General features: G+C 42.9%; 14 protein-coding genes and 1 tRNA gene. 8 read left to right on the plus strand and 7 right to left on the minus strand.

Translation table 11 applies throughout. The annotated features are described in order from the left end of the window. Positions 1-172: 172 nt before the first annotated feature. Entirely contained in the window at positions 173-583 is a 411-nt protein-coding gene (locus OQY15_RS03325; RefSeq protein WP_265787742.1) for an OsmC family protein, read from the plus strand. A gap of 48 nt (positions 584-631) precedes the next feature. Here OQY15_RS03325 and OQY15_RS03330 read toward each other — a convergent pair whose 3' ends face one another. After that, the gene (locus OQY15_RS03330; protein ID WP_265787744.1) at positions 632-997 is read right to left on the minus strand and encodes a response regulator; all 366 of its coding nucleotides are present in this window, start codon (positions 995-997) and stop codon (positions 632-634) included. Between the two features lie 117 nt (positions 998-1,114). Here OQY15_RS03330 and OQY15_RS03335 point away from each other — a divergent pair, with 117 nt between their 5' ends. The 3 genes from OQY15_RS03335 (at position 1,115) to OQY15_RS03345 (ending at position 4,093) form a co-directional block, all read left to right on the plus strand. Next, positions 1,115-2,497, plus strand: a complete 1,383-nt coding sequence (locus OQY15_RS03335) for an exonuclease domain-containing protein (RefSeq protein ID WP_265787746.1) — start codon at positions 1,115-1,117, stop codon at positions 2,495-2,497. 76 nt (positions 2,498-2,573) lie between these two features. Continuing rightward, positions 2,574-2,650 (plus strand) — tRNA-Arg (locus tag OQY15_RS03340). A gap of 306 nt (positions 2,651-2,956) precedes the next feature. After that, complete coding sequence (locus OQY15_RS03345) at positions 2,957-4,093, plus strand: Fic family protein (RefSeq protein WP_265787748.1); 1,137 nt, start codon at positions 2,957-2,959, stop codon at positions 4,091-4,093. Between the two features lie 211 nt (positions 4,094-4,304). On the opposite strand, the gene OQY15_RS03350 is transcribed toward OQY15_RS03345, so the two are convergent. Further along, positions 4,305-4,760, minus strand: coding sequence for a DoxX family protein (locus tag OQY15_RS03350; protein WP_265787750.1), 456 nt, complete (start codon positions 4,758-4,760; stop codon positions 4,305-4,307). Between the two features lie 142 nt (positions 4,761-4,902). Here OQY15_RS03350 and OQY15_RS03355 point away from each other — a divergent pair, with 142 nt between their 5' ends. Together OQY15_RS03355 and OQY15_RS03360 are read left to right on the plus strand one after the other, a co-directional pair. Further along, positions 4,903-5,271 carry a YccF domain-containing protein gene (locus OQY15_RS03355; RefSeq protein ID WP_265787752.1) on the plus strand — a complete coding sequence of 123 codons (369 nt, stop codon included), beginning with the start codon at positions 4,903-4,905 and terminating at the stop codon, positions 5,269-5,271. An 85-nt stretch (positions 5,272-5,356) separates the two neighbouring features. Further along, positions 5,357-6,400, plus strand: a complete 1,044-nt coding sequence (locus OQY15_RS03360; protein WP_265787754.1) for an aminoglycoside phosphotransferase family protein — start codon at positions 5,357-5,359, stop codon at positions 6,398-6,400. Here OQY15_RS03360 and OQY15_RS03365 read toward each other — a convergent pair. Next, positions 6,380-9,472, minus strand: a complete 3,093-nt coding sequence (locus OQY15_RS03365) for a sensor histidine kinase (protein WP_265787757.1) — start codon at positions 9,470-9,472, stop codon at positions 6,380-6,382. The two genes, OQY15_RS03360 and OQY15_RS03365, sit on opposite strands and share 21 nt — an antisense overlap. Before the next feature lie 118 nt (positions 9,473-9,590). Here OQY15_RS03365 and OQY15_RS03370 point away from each other — a divergent pair, with 118 nt between their 5' ends. After that, positions 9,591-10,028: a nuclear transport factor 2 family protein gene (locus tag OQY15_RS03370; protein WP_265787759.1), complete on the plus strand. Its 438-nt coding sequence runs from the start codon at positions 9,591-9,593 to the stop codon at positions 10,026-10,028. Between the two features lie 16 nt (positions 10,029-10,044). Here OQY15_RS03370 and OQY15_RS03375 read toward each other — a convergent pair whose 3' ends face one another. Both OQY15_RS03375 and OQY15_RS03380 read right to left on the minus strand, forming a co-directional pair. Further along, complete coding sequence (locus OQY15_RS03375; protein ID WP_265787761.1) at positions 10,045-12,225, minus strand: multicopper oxidase domain-containing protein; 2,181 nt, start codon at positions 12,223-12,225, stop codon at positions 10,045-10,047. A gap of 167 nt (positions 12,226-12,392) precedes the next feature. Then, on the minus strand, positions 12,393-12,572 hold the full coding sequence (locus OQY15_RS03380) for a histone H1 (RefSeq protein WP_265787764.1): 180 nt from the start codon (positions 12,570-12,572) through the stop codon (positions 12,393-12,395). 167 nt (positions 12,573-12,739) lie between these two features. Here OQY15_RS03380 and OQY15_RS03385 point away from each other — a divergent pair, with 167 nt between their 5' ends. Continuing rightward, positions 12,740-13,057, plus strand: a complete 318-nt coding sequence (locus OQY15_RS03385; protein ID WP_265787766.1) for a hypothetical protein — start codon at positions 12,740-12,742, stop codon at positions 13,055-13,057. Here OQY15_RS03385 and OQY15_RS03390 read toward each other — a convergent pair. Both OQY15_RS03390 and OQY15_RS03395 read right to left on the minus strand, forming a co-directional pair. Next, positions 13,054-14,649, minus strand: a complete 1,596-nt coding sequence (locus tag OQY15_RS03390; protein WP_265787768.1) for an MFS transporter — start codon at positions 14,647-14,649, stop codon at positions 13,054-13,056. The genes OQY15_RS03385 and OQY15_RS03390 overlap by 4 nt on opposite strands. Further along, a complete protein-coding gene (locus OQY15_RS03395) occupies positions 14,650-15,708 on the minus strand; it encodes an HlyD family secretion protein (RefSeq protein WP_265787770.1) in 1,059 nt (352 codons plus the stop codon).

Raw genomic sequence — 15,708 nt, forward strand, 5'->3', positions numbered from 1 at the left:
GTAAATCTTAAGCCGGCAACATTTAATTGTTAACTGCTTGTGATTCTGAACAGCTATAACATTTTAGCTGTTAAATTTATTTTTCAACATTCATTTCGCTGCCCGATTCTGTCAGATTATACCGGGTCTTTCACGAATAAAATATATCTTGTGGCTCTGATAAAAACACAAAATGATGAACGATAATCAAATCACTGCCGTAACTGAACTGGACCAGGAGAAATACCTGACCAAAGTTTATGCAGGCGGACATTTTATTTATGCTGATGAACCTGAAGAGCTTGGAGGTACGGACGAGGGAATGACCCCTGGGGCCCTGCTCCTGGCAAGTTTAGGGAGTTGTACGGCGATCACGCTGAAGATGTATGCCAACAGAAAAAAAATCCCGCTGGACTCAGTAAGAATTCATCTGACGATTTGTAAAGAAGAAGAAATGAGTGCCTCTACAAAGATCAGCCGCAAAATTGAACTTAAGGGAGAGCTGACAGCGGAGCAGAGAAGCAGGATGATTGAAATTGCCGATAAATGTCCTATTCATAAGATCCTGCACAATCCTATAACAATTGACACAGTTGAGGGCTAAATTATCTACAATTTAGTACGATCTTATCTATTAATTAGTACAGTTGGTCTAAGCCACCAGCTGTGACTTTACCATATCTATTAAACGGTCGATATCAAAAGGTTTCGCCAGAAAGTTATCTGGTGCCCCCGGCATCAGCAATAGGTTGTTCAGATTGTGGCTTGCTGAGATCATCACCACTGGTATCTTTTTGTACTGCTCATGTTCCTTCAGCGCTCTGCAGATATCTCTACCGTCCAGTCCGCCAAGCATTACATCCAGCAGAATCAGGTCCGGGAAGTTCTCTTGCACCATATCAAACACGTATTTTCCATTGGCCAGTGTCAACACATCATAGCCTTCATCTTCCAATATGATCTTGATGACGTCCAGGATATCATTATCATCATCCACCGCCAGTATTTTTTTAGACATTACTTATCCTCATTTCATTTTTATCTATGCCATTTACATGCCATTAGAGAATAAAATTATTATTCATTTTTATTACTAAATTTATTAGCACATTTGTATAAGAATATCAATTGATAAATGTTATACGCAGTAGTAGATATTGAAACCACAGGCGGCTTCGCTTCCGGCAATGGAATTACCGAGATTTCCATCCTTGTTCATGATGGTTCAAAGGTTATAGAATCTTTTGAAACACTGATCAACCCGGAGCAGGAAATTCCTTTTTATATAGAAAGTCTTACCGGCATCAGTAATGACATGGTTCTCAATGCGCCATTGTTTGCGGACGTTGCTCCAAAAATCTATGAGATGCTGCATGATAAGGTATTCGTTGCGCATAATGTCAATTTCGATTTCTCCTTTGTGCGGCATCAGCTGGCACAAAGTCGCTTCAATCTGGTGTCAAAAAAGCTATGTACAGTACGAATGAGCAGGAAGATTATTCCAGGTCATAGCTCGTACAGTCTCGGAAAATTGTGTCAGGCACTGCGGATTCCGCTGAATGATCGTCACCGTGCCGGTGGAGATGCCGCTGCAACCGCATTGCTGCTGAGCCTTCTGCTGGAAAACGATACGGAGGGACTGATCTCACAGTCTTTGCATAAGGCCTCAAAGGAGCAGGTTTTACCGGCCAATTTATCAAGGTCTGCCATAGATGCCCTGCCCTCCAACCCCGGAGTTTATTATTTTAAAGATAATAAGGGTAAAATCATCTATATCGGCAAAGCCGTAAATATCAAAAAACGAGTATGCTCACATTTTTCAGGAAACAGCATCAAGAAACAGCGACAGGAATTTCTTAAAAATATCCATCAGATTGATTTCACGATCTGCGGAACTGAACTGATGGCGCTGATCCTTGAGGCTGCAGAAATTCAAAAGTACTGGCCCGAGAATAACCGTGCGCTGAAGCGTTTTGAACAGAAGTATGCTCTTTATACTTTTGAAGATCAGAAGGGCTACATGCGGCTGGGTATTGATAAATATAAAAAGAACACCAATGCGCTGTTCACCTTCAACAGCTTACTGGCAGGTCAGAGCATGTTGAGAGGCATGATTACAGAGCATGAGCTGTGTGAAAAGCTATGTTTTATTCAGAAGAACAGGGCTTCATGCACCGCTGTGGATACCGGCAATTGTCATGGGGCCTGCCAGGGGCTGGAACATCCCTACAGCTACAACACCCGGGTGAAAGCTGCTGTAGCGCATTTAAAATCCACCCTACCCTCCTTTGCCTTGATTGATTCTGGCAGAAATGAAGATGAACAGAGCTGTTTGTGGGTAGAAGAAGGAAAATTTTATGGTATGGGGTATATTTCTTTCCATACTGATGTCAGCGACATGGAAAGTTTGAAGTCCTGCCTAGAGCCTTATCCTTCAAATGATTATATTTTGAATATGGTTTTAGATTATGCCGAAATGAATCCCGGCAAGAAGATCATGAGTCTCAAAGAAGCATAATTATGATATTATTTTAAAATAGATTTGCTGATATTCCACATTAATTCTATCTTTGGCGCTCCTAACAGGGAAATACGCATCCATAGCTCAGCTGGATAGAGCAACGGTTTTCTAAACCGTAGGTCATAGGTTCGAATCCTATTGGGTGTACCATACAGGAGTCAGTTCGTTTTTTCGACTTGACTCCTGTTTTTTTTTGAGGTAATTCCTTGTTTATGAAGTAGATCAGTGAGGCTGCTTCATTCACGCGGGTGGTTCGATGTACAAGATGAATATATCTATATATTTTCTCATCAAACTTCACCTTTTCACAAACAAACATTTTACGTATCCGCGGTGCCTTTATGTATTGTGATATTCGTGACTATCCCATATTAAGTTACCTTGACTAAAAATATCCATAGTCAAGGTAAAACACATTTCCCTTGACTATGGATATTTTTAGTAAATTTGTAGTGTATGAATTTAAGGGATCATCAATCAGGAATATTTACTAAACAATTTGGCTACAAAAGCTTTTCTCCTAATTCAATTAATTTTGAGTGGAATATAAATAGTCCAGAAATCAATACGTTGTTAGAAGATGCTAATCTCCATTTAGGGGAGCTCAATGCTTTTTCTAGTTTTGTCCCGGATGTGAACGTATTTATCAGAATGCATATCGTGAAGGAAGCAACCCAATCAAGTCGTATCGAAGGAACCCGCACGAGAATGGATGAAGCTGTGCTGGAAGCAAAAGATATTAGCCCAGAATCTAAAGATGATTGGCAGGAAGTGCAAAATTATATTGAAGCTATTAACTTTTCGATTGACCAACTGGAAAAGTTACCCCTATCTTCCAGATTAATAAAAGATGCGCATAAAATATTATTGAAGGGTGTGCGCGGGAAAAATAAACTTCCTGGGGAATTTAGAAGCAGTCAAAATTGGATAGGTGGAGCATCAATAAACGATGCTTCATTTATACCGCCCCATTTTTCTCAAGTTGACGAATGTATAAGCGACCTGGAAAAGTTCTTGAATAATGATCAGATTAAAGTACCACATTTAATTAGAATAGGAATAGCTCATTATCAATTTGAAGCAATCCATCCTTTTTTAGACGGGAATGGAAGGATCGGCAGGCTATTAGTCACACTTTACTTGATAAACCAAAAAGTCCTTACCAAACCAACATTATATTTATCTGATTTTATAGAAAAGCACAGGTCTATATATTACGATAATTTAATGGGCGTGTCGATACATAACAATCTGGAACAATGGCTAAAGTTTTTCCTTGTTGGCATTATAGAAACAGCAAAAAATGCAATCCTGACATTTACAAAAATTATCGCCCTCAGAGATCAGGTTGAAAAAGATACAATAATGTCATTGGGAAAAAAATTGCCGAATGCAAGAGCATTGCTTCAATTCCTTTACAGCAAACCAGTAATTACCGTCTCAGATGTCATTGAGGTATTAAATACCAGTAAACAAAGTGCAAATGCCTTAATTAAAGACTTTTGCAACTTGGGTATTCTAACTGAACAAACTGGATATAAACGGAATCGCATATTTACTTTCACAGAATATTTGAAATTATTTCAGGAGTGACCAAGTTTAAATCCTATTTGCTGGGACTGATTGCGTCATTAACAACGTCCTTAATAGTTCACTCATACAGAGGGTGGTAAAAATTCATGTAATGATATCAGATAATTTCCTCAAATCCTCAACAAACTGGTTCGATATTAATCCTATTGGGTGTACATCTTAAAAGCAGCTTCTAAAAAAATAGTAGCTGCTTTTTTTTATGCTTTCCTTTTTATTCTTGCAGCTGCGCCCTTTTCTTCATGGCATGGTCTACAGAGTAAGGTCCCGAACCTGTTACCCAAAACAGAACAAGTAATAACAGAACGATCAAAGACAGCCATAACTCTGAGTTTAACATGCTGAAACCTCTTGATACATTCACAAAGAATACAGCCACCAGAAGAATAGGAATCTGCATGACCGCAGAAAAGCGCGTCAGCAAACCGATGGCAATCAGGATTCCGCCCACGAGATGTACAAAACCGGCAATGTGAATGACCACACTGGCCATTAAGCCAGAAAAACCAAACACACTCTTCTCCAGCAGGAATTCCTGCAGTACCTGCGTGTTGCTTACAATTGCAATCCCTTTGCAAAAAATAAGAATTCCTAATCCAATGCGAACAATGTCCAGCGCTTTAGTGGTATGCAGATCGCCCCAGCGCTCAATTTTTTGAATAACAGTCATGATAGTTCCTCCTGTTTATAATTGGTATATTAAAGCTACAAACAAATTATAAGAATATCAATAGTAACACGCTAAGAATCAATCCTTTTATTAAACCCTGTAACTAATTAACCCATTTGCTATCTAATGATAAAAACCAACCATGAACTTTATAGGCAATATTCTCTGGATTATCTTTGGCGGAATCTTTATCTTTTTCGAATATCTGATCGGAGGATTTATCTTATGCCTCACCATTGTTGGCATTCCCTTTGGCCTGCAATGTTTTAAATTTGCCTTCGTAGGCCTTGCCCCTTTTGGGATCAGGATCACAGATACTTCTTCTAATACTGGCTGCCTCTCCACTGTAATGAACATCATCTGGCTGTTATGCGGAGGGATATGGATTGCATTGACCCATTTGTTCTTCGGCATATTGCTTTGCATCACCATTGTAGGTATCCCTTTCGGACGCCAGCACTTTAAACTGATGAATCTTGCTTTTAGTCCTTTCGGGAAGTCGATCAGCTAATTTAACCCACGGATTTTTTCTTCATCAATAGTCTTTTCCGAAAGATTGTTTAGGTTTACCACATACCATCAAATCCGGGTCATTTATGCTGAACAAAATACTTCCTTTATACGGCATTGATCCATCTGCATCAGAGATCAAAGCATTTGGCGACGGCCTGATTAACCACACCTGGATAGTCAAGACTGATACCGGAAGATTTATTTTGCAACAGGTAAACCATCAGGTGTTTAAAAAACCTTTTGATATAGATCATAACATCAGGCTGCTCAAAGAATACCTTGACACTGTCTACCCTGATTATCTTTTTATAGCAGCAGAAAAAGATCTGTCGGGAAAATCTATGCTGCAAATCGAAGGAGCATATTTCAGACTGTTCAGGTTTGTAGAAACATCTCATTCCCTGAATGTTGCAGAACACCCTGAACAAGCATTTGAAGCTGCGGGGCAATTTGGAAAGTTCAGCCGGCTCCTGAGCGGTTTCGATGCCAGTCAATTACGCGCAACCCTGCCGGATTTTCACAATCTGAGTCTTCGCTACCAGCAATTCCTCCATGCATGCGACCATCCTGTATCGGCTGAAAGGAAAAAGATTGCTGCAAAGCTGATCTCCTGCATCATTGAAAATAAAGATATCGTGGAGACCTTTGAACAGATCAGCACTGGAAATGAGATCCCCTTGCGCGTAATTCATCATGATACCAAAATCAGCAACGTCCTTTTTGATGCACAGGAAAAAGGTCTTTGCGTTATCGACCTCGATACGGTGATGCCCGGATACTTTATCTCTGATGTCGGCGATATGATTCGTACCTATGTATGCCCGGTAAGTGAGGAAGAAACCGATATGGGAAAGATTGAAGTACGAATCGACTTTTATCATGCGATTTACAAGGGATACACAGCAGAAATGGGAAATACCCTTAACGACAATGAAGCATCCTATTTTTTCTATGCCGGCAAGTTCCTGATCTACATGCAGGCCCTTCGCTTTTTGACGGATTATCTTCTGGACGATGTGTATTATGGCTCCAGGTATGAGGGACACAACCTAAACCGTGCAAAAAACCAATTGGTGCTGCTGAAAAGATATATGGAAAAAGAAGAGCTACTTAAAAGTCAACCTTAGGGTAGTTCCCGCTCCCGGGCTGCTGATGATATGTAATTCCCCCATCAGCTCTGCGGCCCTGCTCCTGATATTGTTCAGTCCATTTCCTGAAAGGGAATCCGACTGATCAGACACCACTGCATCCACATCATACCCTTCTCCGTCATCAGTAACTGAGATATCAAATACTGCTTTCCTGAGCTTTATGTCTACAGTGATTGATGTACATCCGGAATGTTTTACCGCATTGTTAATCGCTTCTTTGAGAATAAGATATAAGTTCTTGCGCAAAGTCATCTCCAGACTGATATCCATCAGCTTTTCATCAGCATTCAGCTTATACAGGATATCACTGGCAGCACACAGGGGCCGGGCATATGAATTGATACGCTGGATGATACTACCCATGTTATCATTTTTGGAATTGACTGCCCAAACGGTATCCCCCATTTCACTGATCATTTCGATAGCAGTGGTTCCTATCGTCTGTAACACCTTTACCAGCTGACTTCCCTTATCCTGCTCCTGGTAGATTTTGGCGACCTCACTGTATACTGAAATGCTGCTCAGCGTAGATCCGATATTATCATGCAAATCCTGTGCGATCTGGTTCCTGACCAGCTGTTGCCGGTAAATCTCCCTGATCCTGTAACTGTAGATGCCATAGATGATCAGTGCCAGGAATGACACTACAATCAGGAAAAACCACCAGGTCAACCAAAAAGGAGGAGCAATAGCAATCACCACAGCACTATACTTGCTCAGGGGACTTCCCTTCCAGTTACCTGCCCTCACTTTAAACGTATACTTACCACTTTTCAGATTGGAGTAGCTCGCCACATTTTGCTTGCCTGAGCTGATCCAGTTACGGTCTATTCCTTCCAGCATATACTCATACTGAATGTTCTCTCCCGAAAACTCAGGAGCAGAAAACTCAAATGAGAAATAATTCTGCTCATGGCTCAATCTGACGATTTTTTCAATCAGCATCTCGTTGTAGGAGACATTAAAAATCTTAAAATCGGTAAAGAAAATCTGCGGTTGATTGTCGATCAAAGCCACAGCATCCGGGTTGAAAGCGACGTAATAATTATCCCCCGCAGCATACATATTTCTCTGGTTATCCTTGTAGATATACCCTTTTACGCCATCTGATATCCGCAGGCCTGGCAGGTCATAACAGCTGTAATTTTTCTTTAAGGGGTCATACCGGTGAAAATGTCCGTTACAGATCATCCATAAGTTTCCGCGAATATCCAGCTGTAAGCCTTCGCTGAGGTTGCTCGACTCGCTGATGTGGGTAAATTTGCCTGAACGCGGGTTTAAATAGTTTAAGCCTCCTCCATAAGTGCTTACCCAATAATTTCCTTTGACATCTTCTTTGATATCAAAAACGTCATTACTACTGATCGTCGCTTTGTCCTGAAGATCATAGGTATGGTAGCTGACCGGCCCGGTATTGCCTTGCCGGTTACCCAGCCCTTGTCTGGTAGTAGCCAGCCAGGTGAGCCCCTGACTGTCCTTATAAATTTTCCGGATCAGGTTATCTTTGATATTCAGCTCCTTAACAATGTCCTTTCGCTCGGTTTTTCTGGAAAACCATTGCTGAAGCGTAAAATCATAATAAGTCAGATAATGTCCGTATGGAGATACCAGCAATACAGGATGCTGATCTATCGTATCCCGTACAATGGAGACGATTCTGGAACTGATGATCTTTTTCATCACCGGATCCTTCAGCGTATTTGGCAGCAGGCTCAGTTTATTGCGAAGCTGATCATAGCGAAACAGCGTATAATCAGTACCCAGGTAAAAAGATCCGTCCTGGTCAGCAAAAAATTTGGTAACCGACAGCTGCTGCCCTTTATAGACGATTTTGCGATGCTCGAAACCCGCTGAGCCGGGCGACTTGATATAAATTCCTGCACTTGTCCCGATCCAGAGTCTTGACTGTTTATCCTTGTAAAAATCATAGATTTTTATGGGCTGATCAGTATCCGGCAGATAATTAAAGGTAAAAGGAGAAAAGAGAGAATTGAGCATGCTTACGCCATTATTGGTACCTATCCAGATAATCCCTTGCCTGTCCCTGTAGATCACATTGACCTGGTCATCACTCAGTGATCCGGGCTTAAGAGGATCGTGCCGGTAACTGGTAAACTGCCCACTGTCTTTATTGTACACCATGACGCCGGTATTCTTTCCCGCCATCCACACCTGTTGATTTTCATCTTCGGCGAAAGAAACATAATCATCCGGAACGACACCCTTCATACCCTGTGAAGGCAGGATAGCTTTAAAAACCCCACTTCCTGCACGCTGGTGGTAGACCAGCTTGTCCCAGCTGCCATACCAGAGGTCGTACTCATGATCCCTGAAGATTGCTGCGATACTGGCATGTGGCAATTTAGCGTACAAGTTTTTATAGGGTTCATCGTACTTAAAACCAAGCGTACGGGTGTTAATACTCAGCAGTCCACCTCCTGCCCTGCCTACCCGCAGGGTGTCATTGGTATCCATCAACAATGTCAGAATACCTGAGGTACCGGATTTTACCGGCGTATCAAATCTTCCGCTTTGTTTATTCAGGCGGACGACATAGCTGTTGCTGGTTGCCAGCCACAGTTTTCCGCTACGGTCTTCAACAATTTTTTTTATGGCATCTTCGGGGATACTTTTGGGATCATGGGCATTGTGTCTGAACTGTCTGAACTGCCGGGAAACAGGCTGACGGTAATCATACCTGCTGATTCCCCCATCTGCAGTAGCAATCCATAAAATACCCTCTTTATCTTCATAAAGGTCAGTGATGATATTTCCGGACAAGACAGTCTTATCATTGGGCTTACTTTTAAAAACAACATAATATTTACCGTCAAAACGAGTCAGCCCATCTTCTGTCCCAAACCAGATAAAACCTCTGTGATCTTTGAGAATACAGTTCACTTTATTATGTGACAGCCCATTTTCTGTCTTTATCGTTTTGAAGAAGGGATCAGCAGCCTGCGCAAATACACCGGCAACAGAAAAAATCAACGCTGCAGTAAGAAAGGCAAAGAAACTGGCAGAAAAACTATGTTTATACGATATCAAAAGATAAGTTTTTTATCTCGTAAAGATACATTTTATTCAAGAGTTTATAAAAAATATTGACATATAAGCTTTTACATTTGAAACATTAGAAGTAAATTAGCTAACAAATTACATAATTATGAAAAATCTTGTAATACTCTCCATCCTTTTAGTGGTGTTCTGCTCCTGCAGCAGGCAAAATAACAGCAATAAACGTAATGAGAATTTGGTACTCCGCTATTTTGAATATCTCAACCAGCACAACTGGCAGGCCATGGCCGGTATGTACACTGAAACCGCTGAGTTCAAAGATCCTTCCCTTGGGCAGGGAATCGTCAGGCAAACGAGAAAGCAGGTGATTGCCAAATACAACGAGTTGAGTCAGATTTTCCCTGACCTCAACGACAAAGTGATTAAACTTTATCCTTCAGGGCCGAAAAATATAATTGTAGAGTTTATCTCCACAGGTACAGCAGCAGACGGTTCAAAATTTCATTTACCCATCTGTACCATTTTTACCATTGAAAACAATCTGATCACACAGGACTTTACCTACTATGATAATTTTGAGGAATGATGTTGCCTCTGCATGATCAGTAAACCAGCGTCAGACCAGCCCCCCATCCCATATCACTATCATAATGGCTGGATAATAAGATATATTTGGACAGGCTGTATTTCAGCCCGGCAGCATATTCCTTATCTGTATTAGCCATAAAGTTTGCACGCATTCTTCTGCTCAGCGGGATATCCTCTCTGCTGAGCTGAAACCTGTATTTACCATCGCCGTCAATCCTGGCATCGGCAATAAGCAGCATGGGTAAGGTATAGGCAAACCCGGCAACCACCGTCTTGCGGTCGTTCTTGTTGCTGCGCTGCCCGAACAGGTTTTTTTCCTGTTCATCCGTCCTTCTATAGTGGTAATCAAAACCAACATAAGGCATAAACCACTGCATCTCACCAATATATTTCCCTACCATCGTTTCACTTTCATATCCTTTGCTTTTGCTGGTACCCAGGTGCCAGAGGGTATTGATCTTCCAGCGTGTATTCGCAATGGCTGCCGTACCATCAGAACCATTGCTTTCCAGACCCACATTTGCTGTTGCATGAAATTTACGATCGTCTTTGTAGACCTGGCGTAAGGCTGCACGCGGGTCAGGCAGCTCAGGATTGGGCGGAGTGTTTTCGTATTCAAAGATCCTTCCCATGCCGCTCATCATGTGATAGAGAATATGGCAGTGAAAAAACCAGTCGCCACTCTCCGTTGCTGCAAACTCGATCGTATCAGTCTCCATGGGCATAATATCCAGCGTATTTTTCAGCGGGGAGTAGTCGCCCTTCCCATTGAGCACCCTGAAGAAATGTCCATGAAGATGCATAGGATGGCGCATCATCGTGCGGTTAGTGAGGACAATCCTGATATTTTCTCCTTTTCTGATCAATATTTTATCAGCCTCTGATACGGTTTTATTGTTGATCGACCAGACATAACGTCCCATATTACCGGTCAGGTCAAACTTCAGCAGTCTGACTGGCCCGGCAGGCAGCGTCGTTTTAACGGGAGATTTCAGCATCTCATAACTCAGCGTACTGATGTCCCCCTCCGGAACTTTACCATCTGCAGCACCCGTGATTTCGGGATACATCACATTGTTCATGTCCATCTGCTGATTCGTCATCACCATCCCCTCCATATTCTTCATCCTGCCTCCGGGAGTGGACATCTCGTTCATCATCTTCATGCCCTCAAAATATTTCAGTACCGGCAGCACAGGAGCATTGTTTTTGGTACCTTTTCCGAGCCATAGCGAAGTAAACTTCGTCCTGTCTTCTGAGGTAGCACGAAACTCAAAACTGCCGTCATCCGGGATGGTAACGATCACATCATAGGTTTCAGCCACGGCAACGATCAGGCGATCTACAGTCACAGGAACAACATCCATTCCGTCATTGGCCACCACAGTGATCTTTCCGCCTCCGTAAGTCAGCCAGAAATAAGTGGAAGAGGCACCGTTGACTATCCTCAGCCGAACTTTATCGCCTGCTTTGTACTGCGGCTGCTCGTCCACAGTCTTTCCATTAATCAGGAAGCGGTCGTACGCAATATCACTCACATCCATCGCCGTCATCCGTTTCCATTCATTTTTCAGCTTCGTTTTCAGATGGCCTTTGCCGATCGCTTCAGCATAACTTTGTACAGAATTTTTCTGAATGGCAAACCAGTCAGATCCGTTATGCAGACTGCGGTCAATTTCCATGGCATCCATATCCGCCCAGTCGCTCAGCACCATGGTGTATTCCTTAAGCACTTCCGGTTTTCTTTTGTGGATGATAAAAGCTCCATACAGCCCCATCTGCTCCTGCATGGTTCTATGTGAATGATACCAGTAAGTGCCGTTCTGCACCAGCGGAAACTTGAAGACATGAGTTTCACCAGCTTTGATAGGTTGTGTGGTGAGATAAGACACGCCATCATAGCGGTTAGGCAGAATTAATCCATGCCAGTGGACAGAGGTTTCCTCTTTCAGGGTATTGTGAACATAGATTAACGCAGTATCCCCTTCTGTAAATTCGAGAACCGGTCCTGGTATTGTCCCGTTGATAGCCATTGCCATTCGTTCCTTACCGGTATAACTGGCCATCTTATGGCCTATTGTTAAATCGTACCGTTTCGTTTTTGGTTTGGAAGCAGATGGTTCCTGTGCCTGAGCACTCTGGATAGATGTTATTAAAAGGATGATGCTCAAGACAAAGTAAGTGCTGAATTTCATGATCTGGATCTTATCAAATTATACTGACAAAGATCGGCAGCAGCTTGCGGAGGGATTTACAGAATTAGAGTTACTTTTTATATAATTACTATAAAATCAAAAATCCCGGCCGGCAGATGCCGGTCGGGATTTTTGTAATAGCTTGCTGTTCGCGAAACTAAAGTATCTTATTTAGCGCTGTTTTTCTTTTCAGTCACTTCAGTACGGATGTCCTGAGCTAATGTTTTTAAATCTTGCATTGCTTTACGTACTCTTGTTCCGGCAGCACCGTTACCTGAATTGTAAAATTTGTCTGCATCAGCCTCAACTCCGGCAATTAGTTCTTTTAATTTTGCGAATTTTTCCATGATATTTTGTTAATTAAATTTGATTTATGGCTCTAAAGGTAATAATTATTGGTTTTCTTCCAAATCAATAACGCATGAATATGCGCTTTTAATATGCGCACAAGCATATTTAAAACCATTTGAAGGCGGGTTTGTTAGATAATGGACATCTAAAACAAACAACACCTATGGAAAATCACAAAGAAGAGCAAAAAGACAAAGCTACTGATAATGAGCACTATGACGTAGAGAATCCTCAAAATATTGCGCAACCTAAATTCAACAGCACCAGTACACACAGAGGTGGTGCCGAATTACCTGCTGTTGAAAACTTAAATCAAATAAAAGAAGAAAAAACCTCTAAAGAGGAGAAAAAAAGCACCAATTCGGGCAGTCCACTTCCCCAAAACGATGAATCTCTACACGGTAAAAACACCAAAACCGACCTTGGTGGTGGTCAGAGAGATGATGACGAAGATGAGGATGAAAAGATCATCCGCACCTAATACCCTACAGGTGATGGCTGACTTGCCAGCAGGTTAATTCTTGTTTTGTTCAGGTATGGAAACAGAGCGATGACCAGCAGGATGACAAACAGCACGATACTAATGAAGAGATAATAGTCCATCATTGTACGCAGTGAGGCCTGTGCGTCCACTGCCCTGCCCAGCATGCCCCTGGCTATGCGAACCGATTGATCTGGCGCTACTCCCTTTGCGGAGAGCGCCTTTGCATAGGCTGTAAGCCGGTCGCCCGCAATCCCCTCTACTCCGCTCAGCTGATCCTGAAACCTGTTCACGTGAATCGCCTTATGCTGTAGCTGAAAGTAGTTGATAATCGCGATACTGCTGCAGAAGCCCAGAAACCTGAAGAACACACCCATGGCCGAGGCAGAACCTGCCAGCGCCGCGGGTACTGAGGAAATCATAAAGATAATAATCGGCGCCATGAGCATTCCTGCTCCTACGCCCTGTACGATCAGGGGAATGATAAACGTACCGGCATCTGCCTGCGTACTGAAGAGGAACCACATCCATACATGGAAAATCAGCAGCAGAAAGAATCCGTAAAGCCAAATCAGGCGCATCGGCCTTTTTAAGATAATCAGTCGTGATGACACCAGCACCCCTAAAAAGATCCCTCCTATATTCGCGATCATCAGGTACCCGATATGTATTGGGTCCATCCCTAGGACAGTGGCGAAATACTGTGAAGTGATACCCAGCGCACCACGGACAATATATAAGGTCAGGATCATCAGTATCCCAATATTAAAATTCCGGGATTTGAATACTGCCAGATTAAGGTACGGCCTTTTCAGATGCAGCTGACGGAATATGATCAGCGCCAGCAAGGCGATACAGGCCATTGCATAGTAAACAATCCTTTGATCCTGAAACCAATAATACTGCTCCCCATATAAAAGGATATACCCCAGGCTGCAAAGCAGACAGGAGTACAAAAAGAAACTATAAAAATCAAGCTGGTATAATGGCATCTTTTTGCTGAGCCTGATATTATTCATAATCAGCAGCAGCATCAATGTTCCGGGCACGTATGCGAAAATGATGAATTTGTACAAGACATTGAAGTCGAACGCATCGATAATTGGCGCCGTAACAATTGTGGATACCGGCGTGATGCACAACAGCAGTCCGTAAAAAACCGAATAGCCGATCTCCCTGGCCCGTTCACTTCTTAGGCTTCCAAAAATCAACGTAATACAGATACTGGTGGACATACAGTTGGCCATCCCCTGCATAAACCTAAAGGCAAACAGGACAGGTAAACTATGCGTATGAAAACATATGTAAGAGGTGACGACCTGCAGCAGCGTGCTGATCAAAAAATACTCACGTGTGGCCGTGAACACAAAAAACCTTCTTTCCAGCGCAAAAAATCCTGCTACGGCCGCATAAAATGCAATCATAGAATACTGCACATCTGCAGGTTCTATACCATAGTACCCTGCGGCTCCCGCGGCACTTGCTGTGGAAAGCCCAAAAAGCAGCAATCCGGGGATAATTACAATAAACATCGTAATCCTGATAAGCCATACAGGGACCCAGGATTTAAAAACTGGTAATACGGGATTCATCTAATCTTTTTTTATACTGATATTAGCGTTCATTCCGGCGCGTAACTGGGCAAGTGCCTGCGGACTTTCGGTCAGTTTAATTTTCACCGGTATCCGCTGCACGATCTTCACAAAGTTACCCGTAGAGTTATCTGGGGGCAATAAAGAGAAACGTGCTCCTGTTGCCGGGGATAAGGAAATAATTGTACCCTTAAAGGTATGATCCGGAAAAGCATCTGCAGTAATTTCGGCAGTACCGCCAACATGCATATGCGCAATCTGCGTTTCCTTGAAATTAGCGATTACCCATTTACCCGCATCCTGGTCTACAATATAGGCCAGGGTTTGTCCTGCCTGGATCAGCTGCCCCTGCTGGATCGTCCTTCTGCCCATTTTTCCATTGTATGGTGCACGGATCACCGTATAGCCCACATCCAGTTTACTCCGGTTTAACAATGCCTTACGGCGTTTAATCTCTGCCTGATACACCCCTTTCTGCGCTCTGATATCATTGACCTTAGACAGTGAAGCCTGGTAATTTTCCTGAGCAGAGCGAAACTCCGAACTGGCTACATCCAGCGCCGCGCGACTGTTCTCCAGCTGCTGCTGCGTAGCTGATTCTACTTTAAATAGTTTGGAATAGCGGTCGTAATCCTGCTGAGCCCGGGTGAGTTTAGCCTGGGCAGAAGCAATCTGCGACTGGCTTGCCTGTGACATTCTTGCACTGGTCTCTACATTACTCTCCAGCACGCCGATCTGTGCCTCGGCGTTCGTCAGCGCTGCCTCCCCTTCTTCCTGCTGTAACTGGTACTCGCTGTTGTCAATGATCAGCAGCGTGTCTCCTTTTTTTACTTCCTCATTCTCCTCATATCTGATTTCCCTGATGAAGCCCGTCACACGTGAGGTCACCGGGTTGATATATTCCTCTACCTGGGCATCGTTGGTATCTTCATATTTGTACAATTCTGCAAGGGTGATGCCACCCCAGACAGCAAGGGCAAGGGCTATTGCTCCGGCGATCCATGCCGTGATTTTTGTAATTAAATGATCGGTCTGCGTATATTTAGTGTTCGTTTCCAT

It is taken from the genome of Pedobacter sp. MC2016-15, assembly GCF_026239695.1.
Classification (GTDB): domain Bacteria; phylum Bacteroidota; class Bacteroidia; order Sphingobacteriales; family Sphingobacteriaceae; genus Pedobacter.

Coding starts and splice junctions, on each gene's coding strand:
- OQY15_RS03325 (WP_265787742.1), top strand. CDS start 173: ATGATGAACGATAATCAAATCACTGCCGTAACTGAACTGGACCAGGAG.
- OQY15_RS03330 (WP_265787744.1), bottom strand. CDS start 997: ATGTCTAAAAAAATACTGGCGGTGGATGATGATAATGATATCCTGGAC.
- OQY15_RS03335 (WP_265787746.1), top strand. CDS start 1,115: ATGTTATACGCAGTAGTAGATATTGAAACCACAGGCGGCTTCGCTTCC.
- OQY15_RS03345 (WP_265787748.1), top strand. CDS start 2,957: ATGAATTTAAGGGATCATCAATCAGGAATATTTACTAAACAATTTGGC.
- OQY15_RS03350 (WP_265787750.1), bottom strand. CDS start 4,760: ATGACTGTTATTCAAAAAATTGAGCGCTGGGGCGATCTGCATACCACT.
- OQY15_RS03355 (WP_265787752.1), top strand. CDS start 4,903: ATGAACTTTATAGGCAATATTCTCTGGATTATCTTTGGCGGAATCTTT.
- OQY15_RS03360 (WP_265787754.1), top strand. CDS start 5,357: ATGCTGAACAAAATACTTCCTTTATACGGCATTGATCCATCTGCATCA.
- OQY15_RS03370 (WP_265787759.1), top strand. CDS start 9,591: ATGAAAAATCTTGTAATACTCTCCATCCTTTTAGTGGTGTTCTGCTCC.
- OQY15_RS03375 (WP_265787761.1), bottom strand. CDS start 12,225: ATGAAATTCAGCACTTACTTTGTCTTGAGCATCATCCTTTTAATAACA.
- OQY15_RS03380 (WP_265787764.1), bottom strand. CDS start 12,572: ATGGAAAAATTCGCAAAATTAAAAGAACTAATTGCCGGAGTTGAGGCT.
- OQY15_RS03385 (WP_265787766.1), top strand. CDS start 12,740: ATGGAAAATCACAAAGAAGAGCAAAAAGACAAAGCTACTGATAATGAG.
- OQY15_RS03390 (WP_265787768.1), bottom strand. CDS start 14,649: ATGAATCCCGTATTACCAGTTTTTAAATCCTGGGTCCCTGTATGGCTT.
- OQY15_RS03395 (WP_265787770.1), bottom strand. CDS start 15,708: ATGGAAACGAACACTAAATATACGCAGACCGATCATTTAATTACAAAA.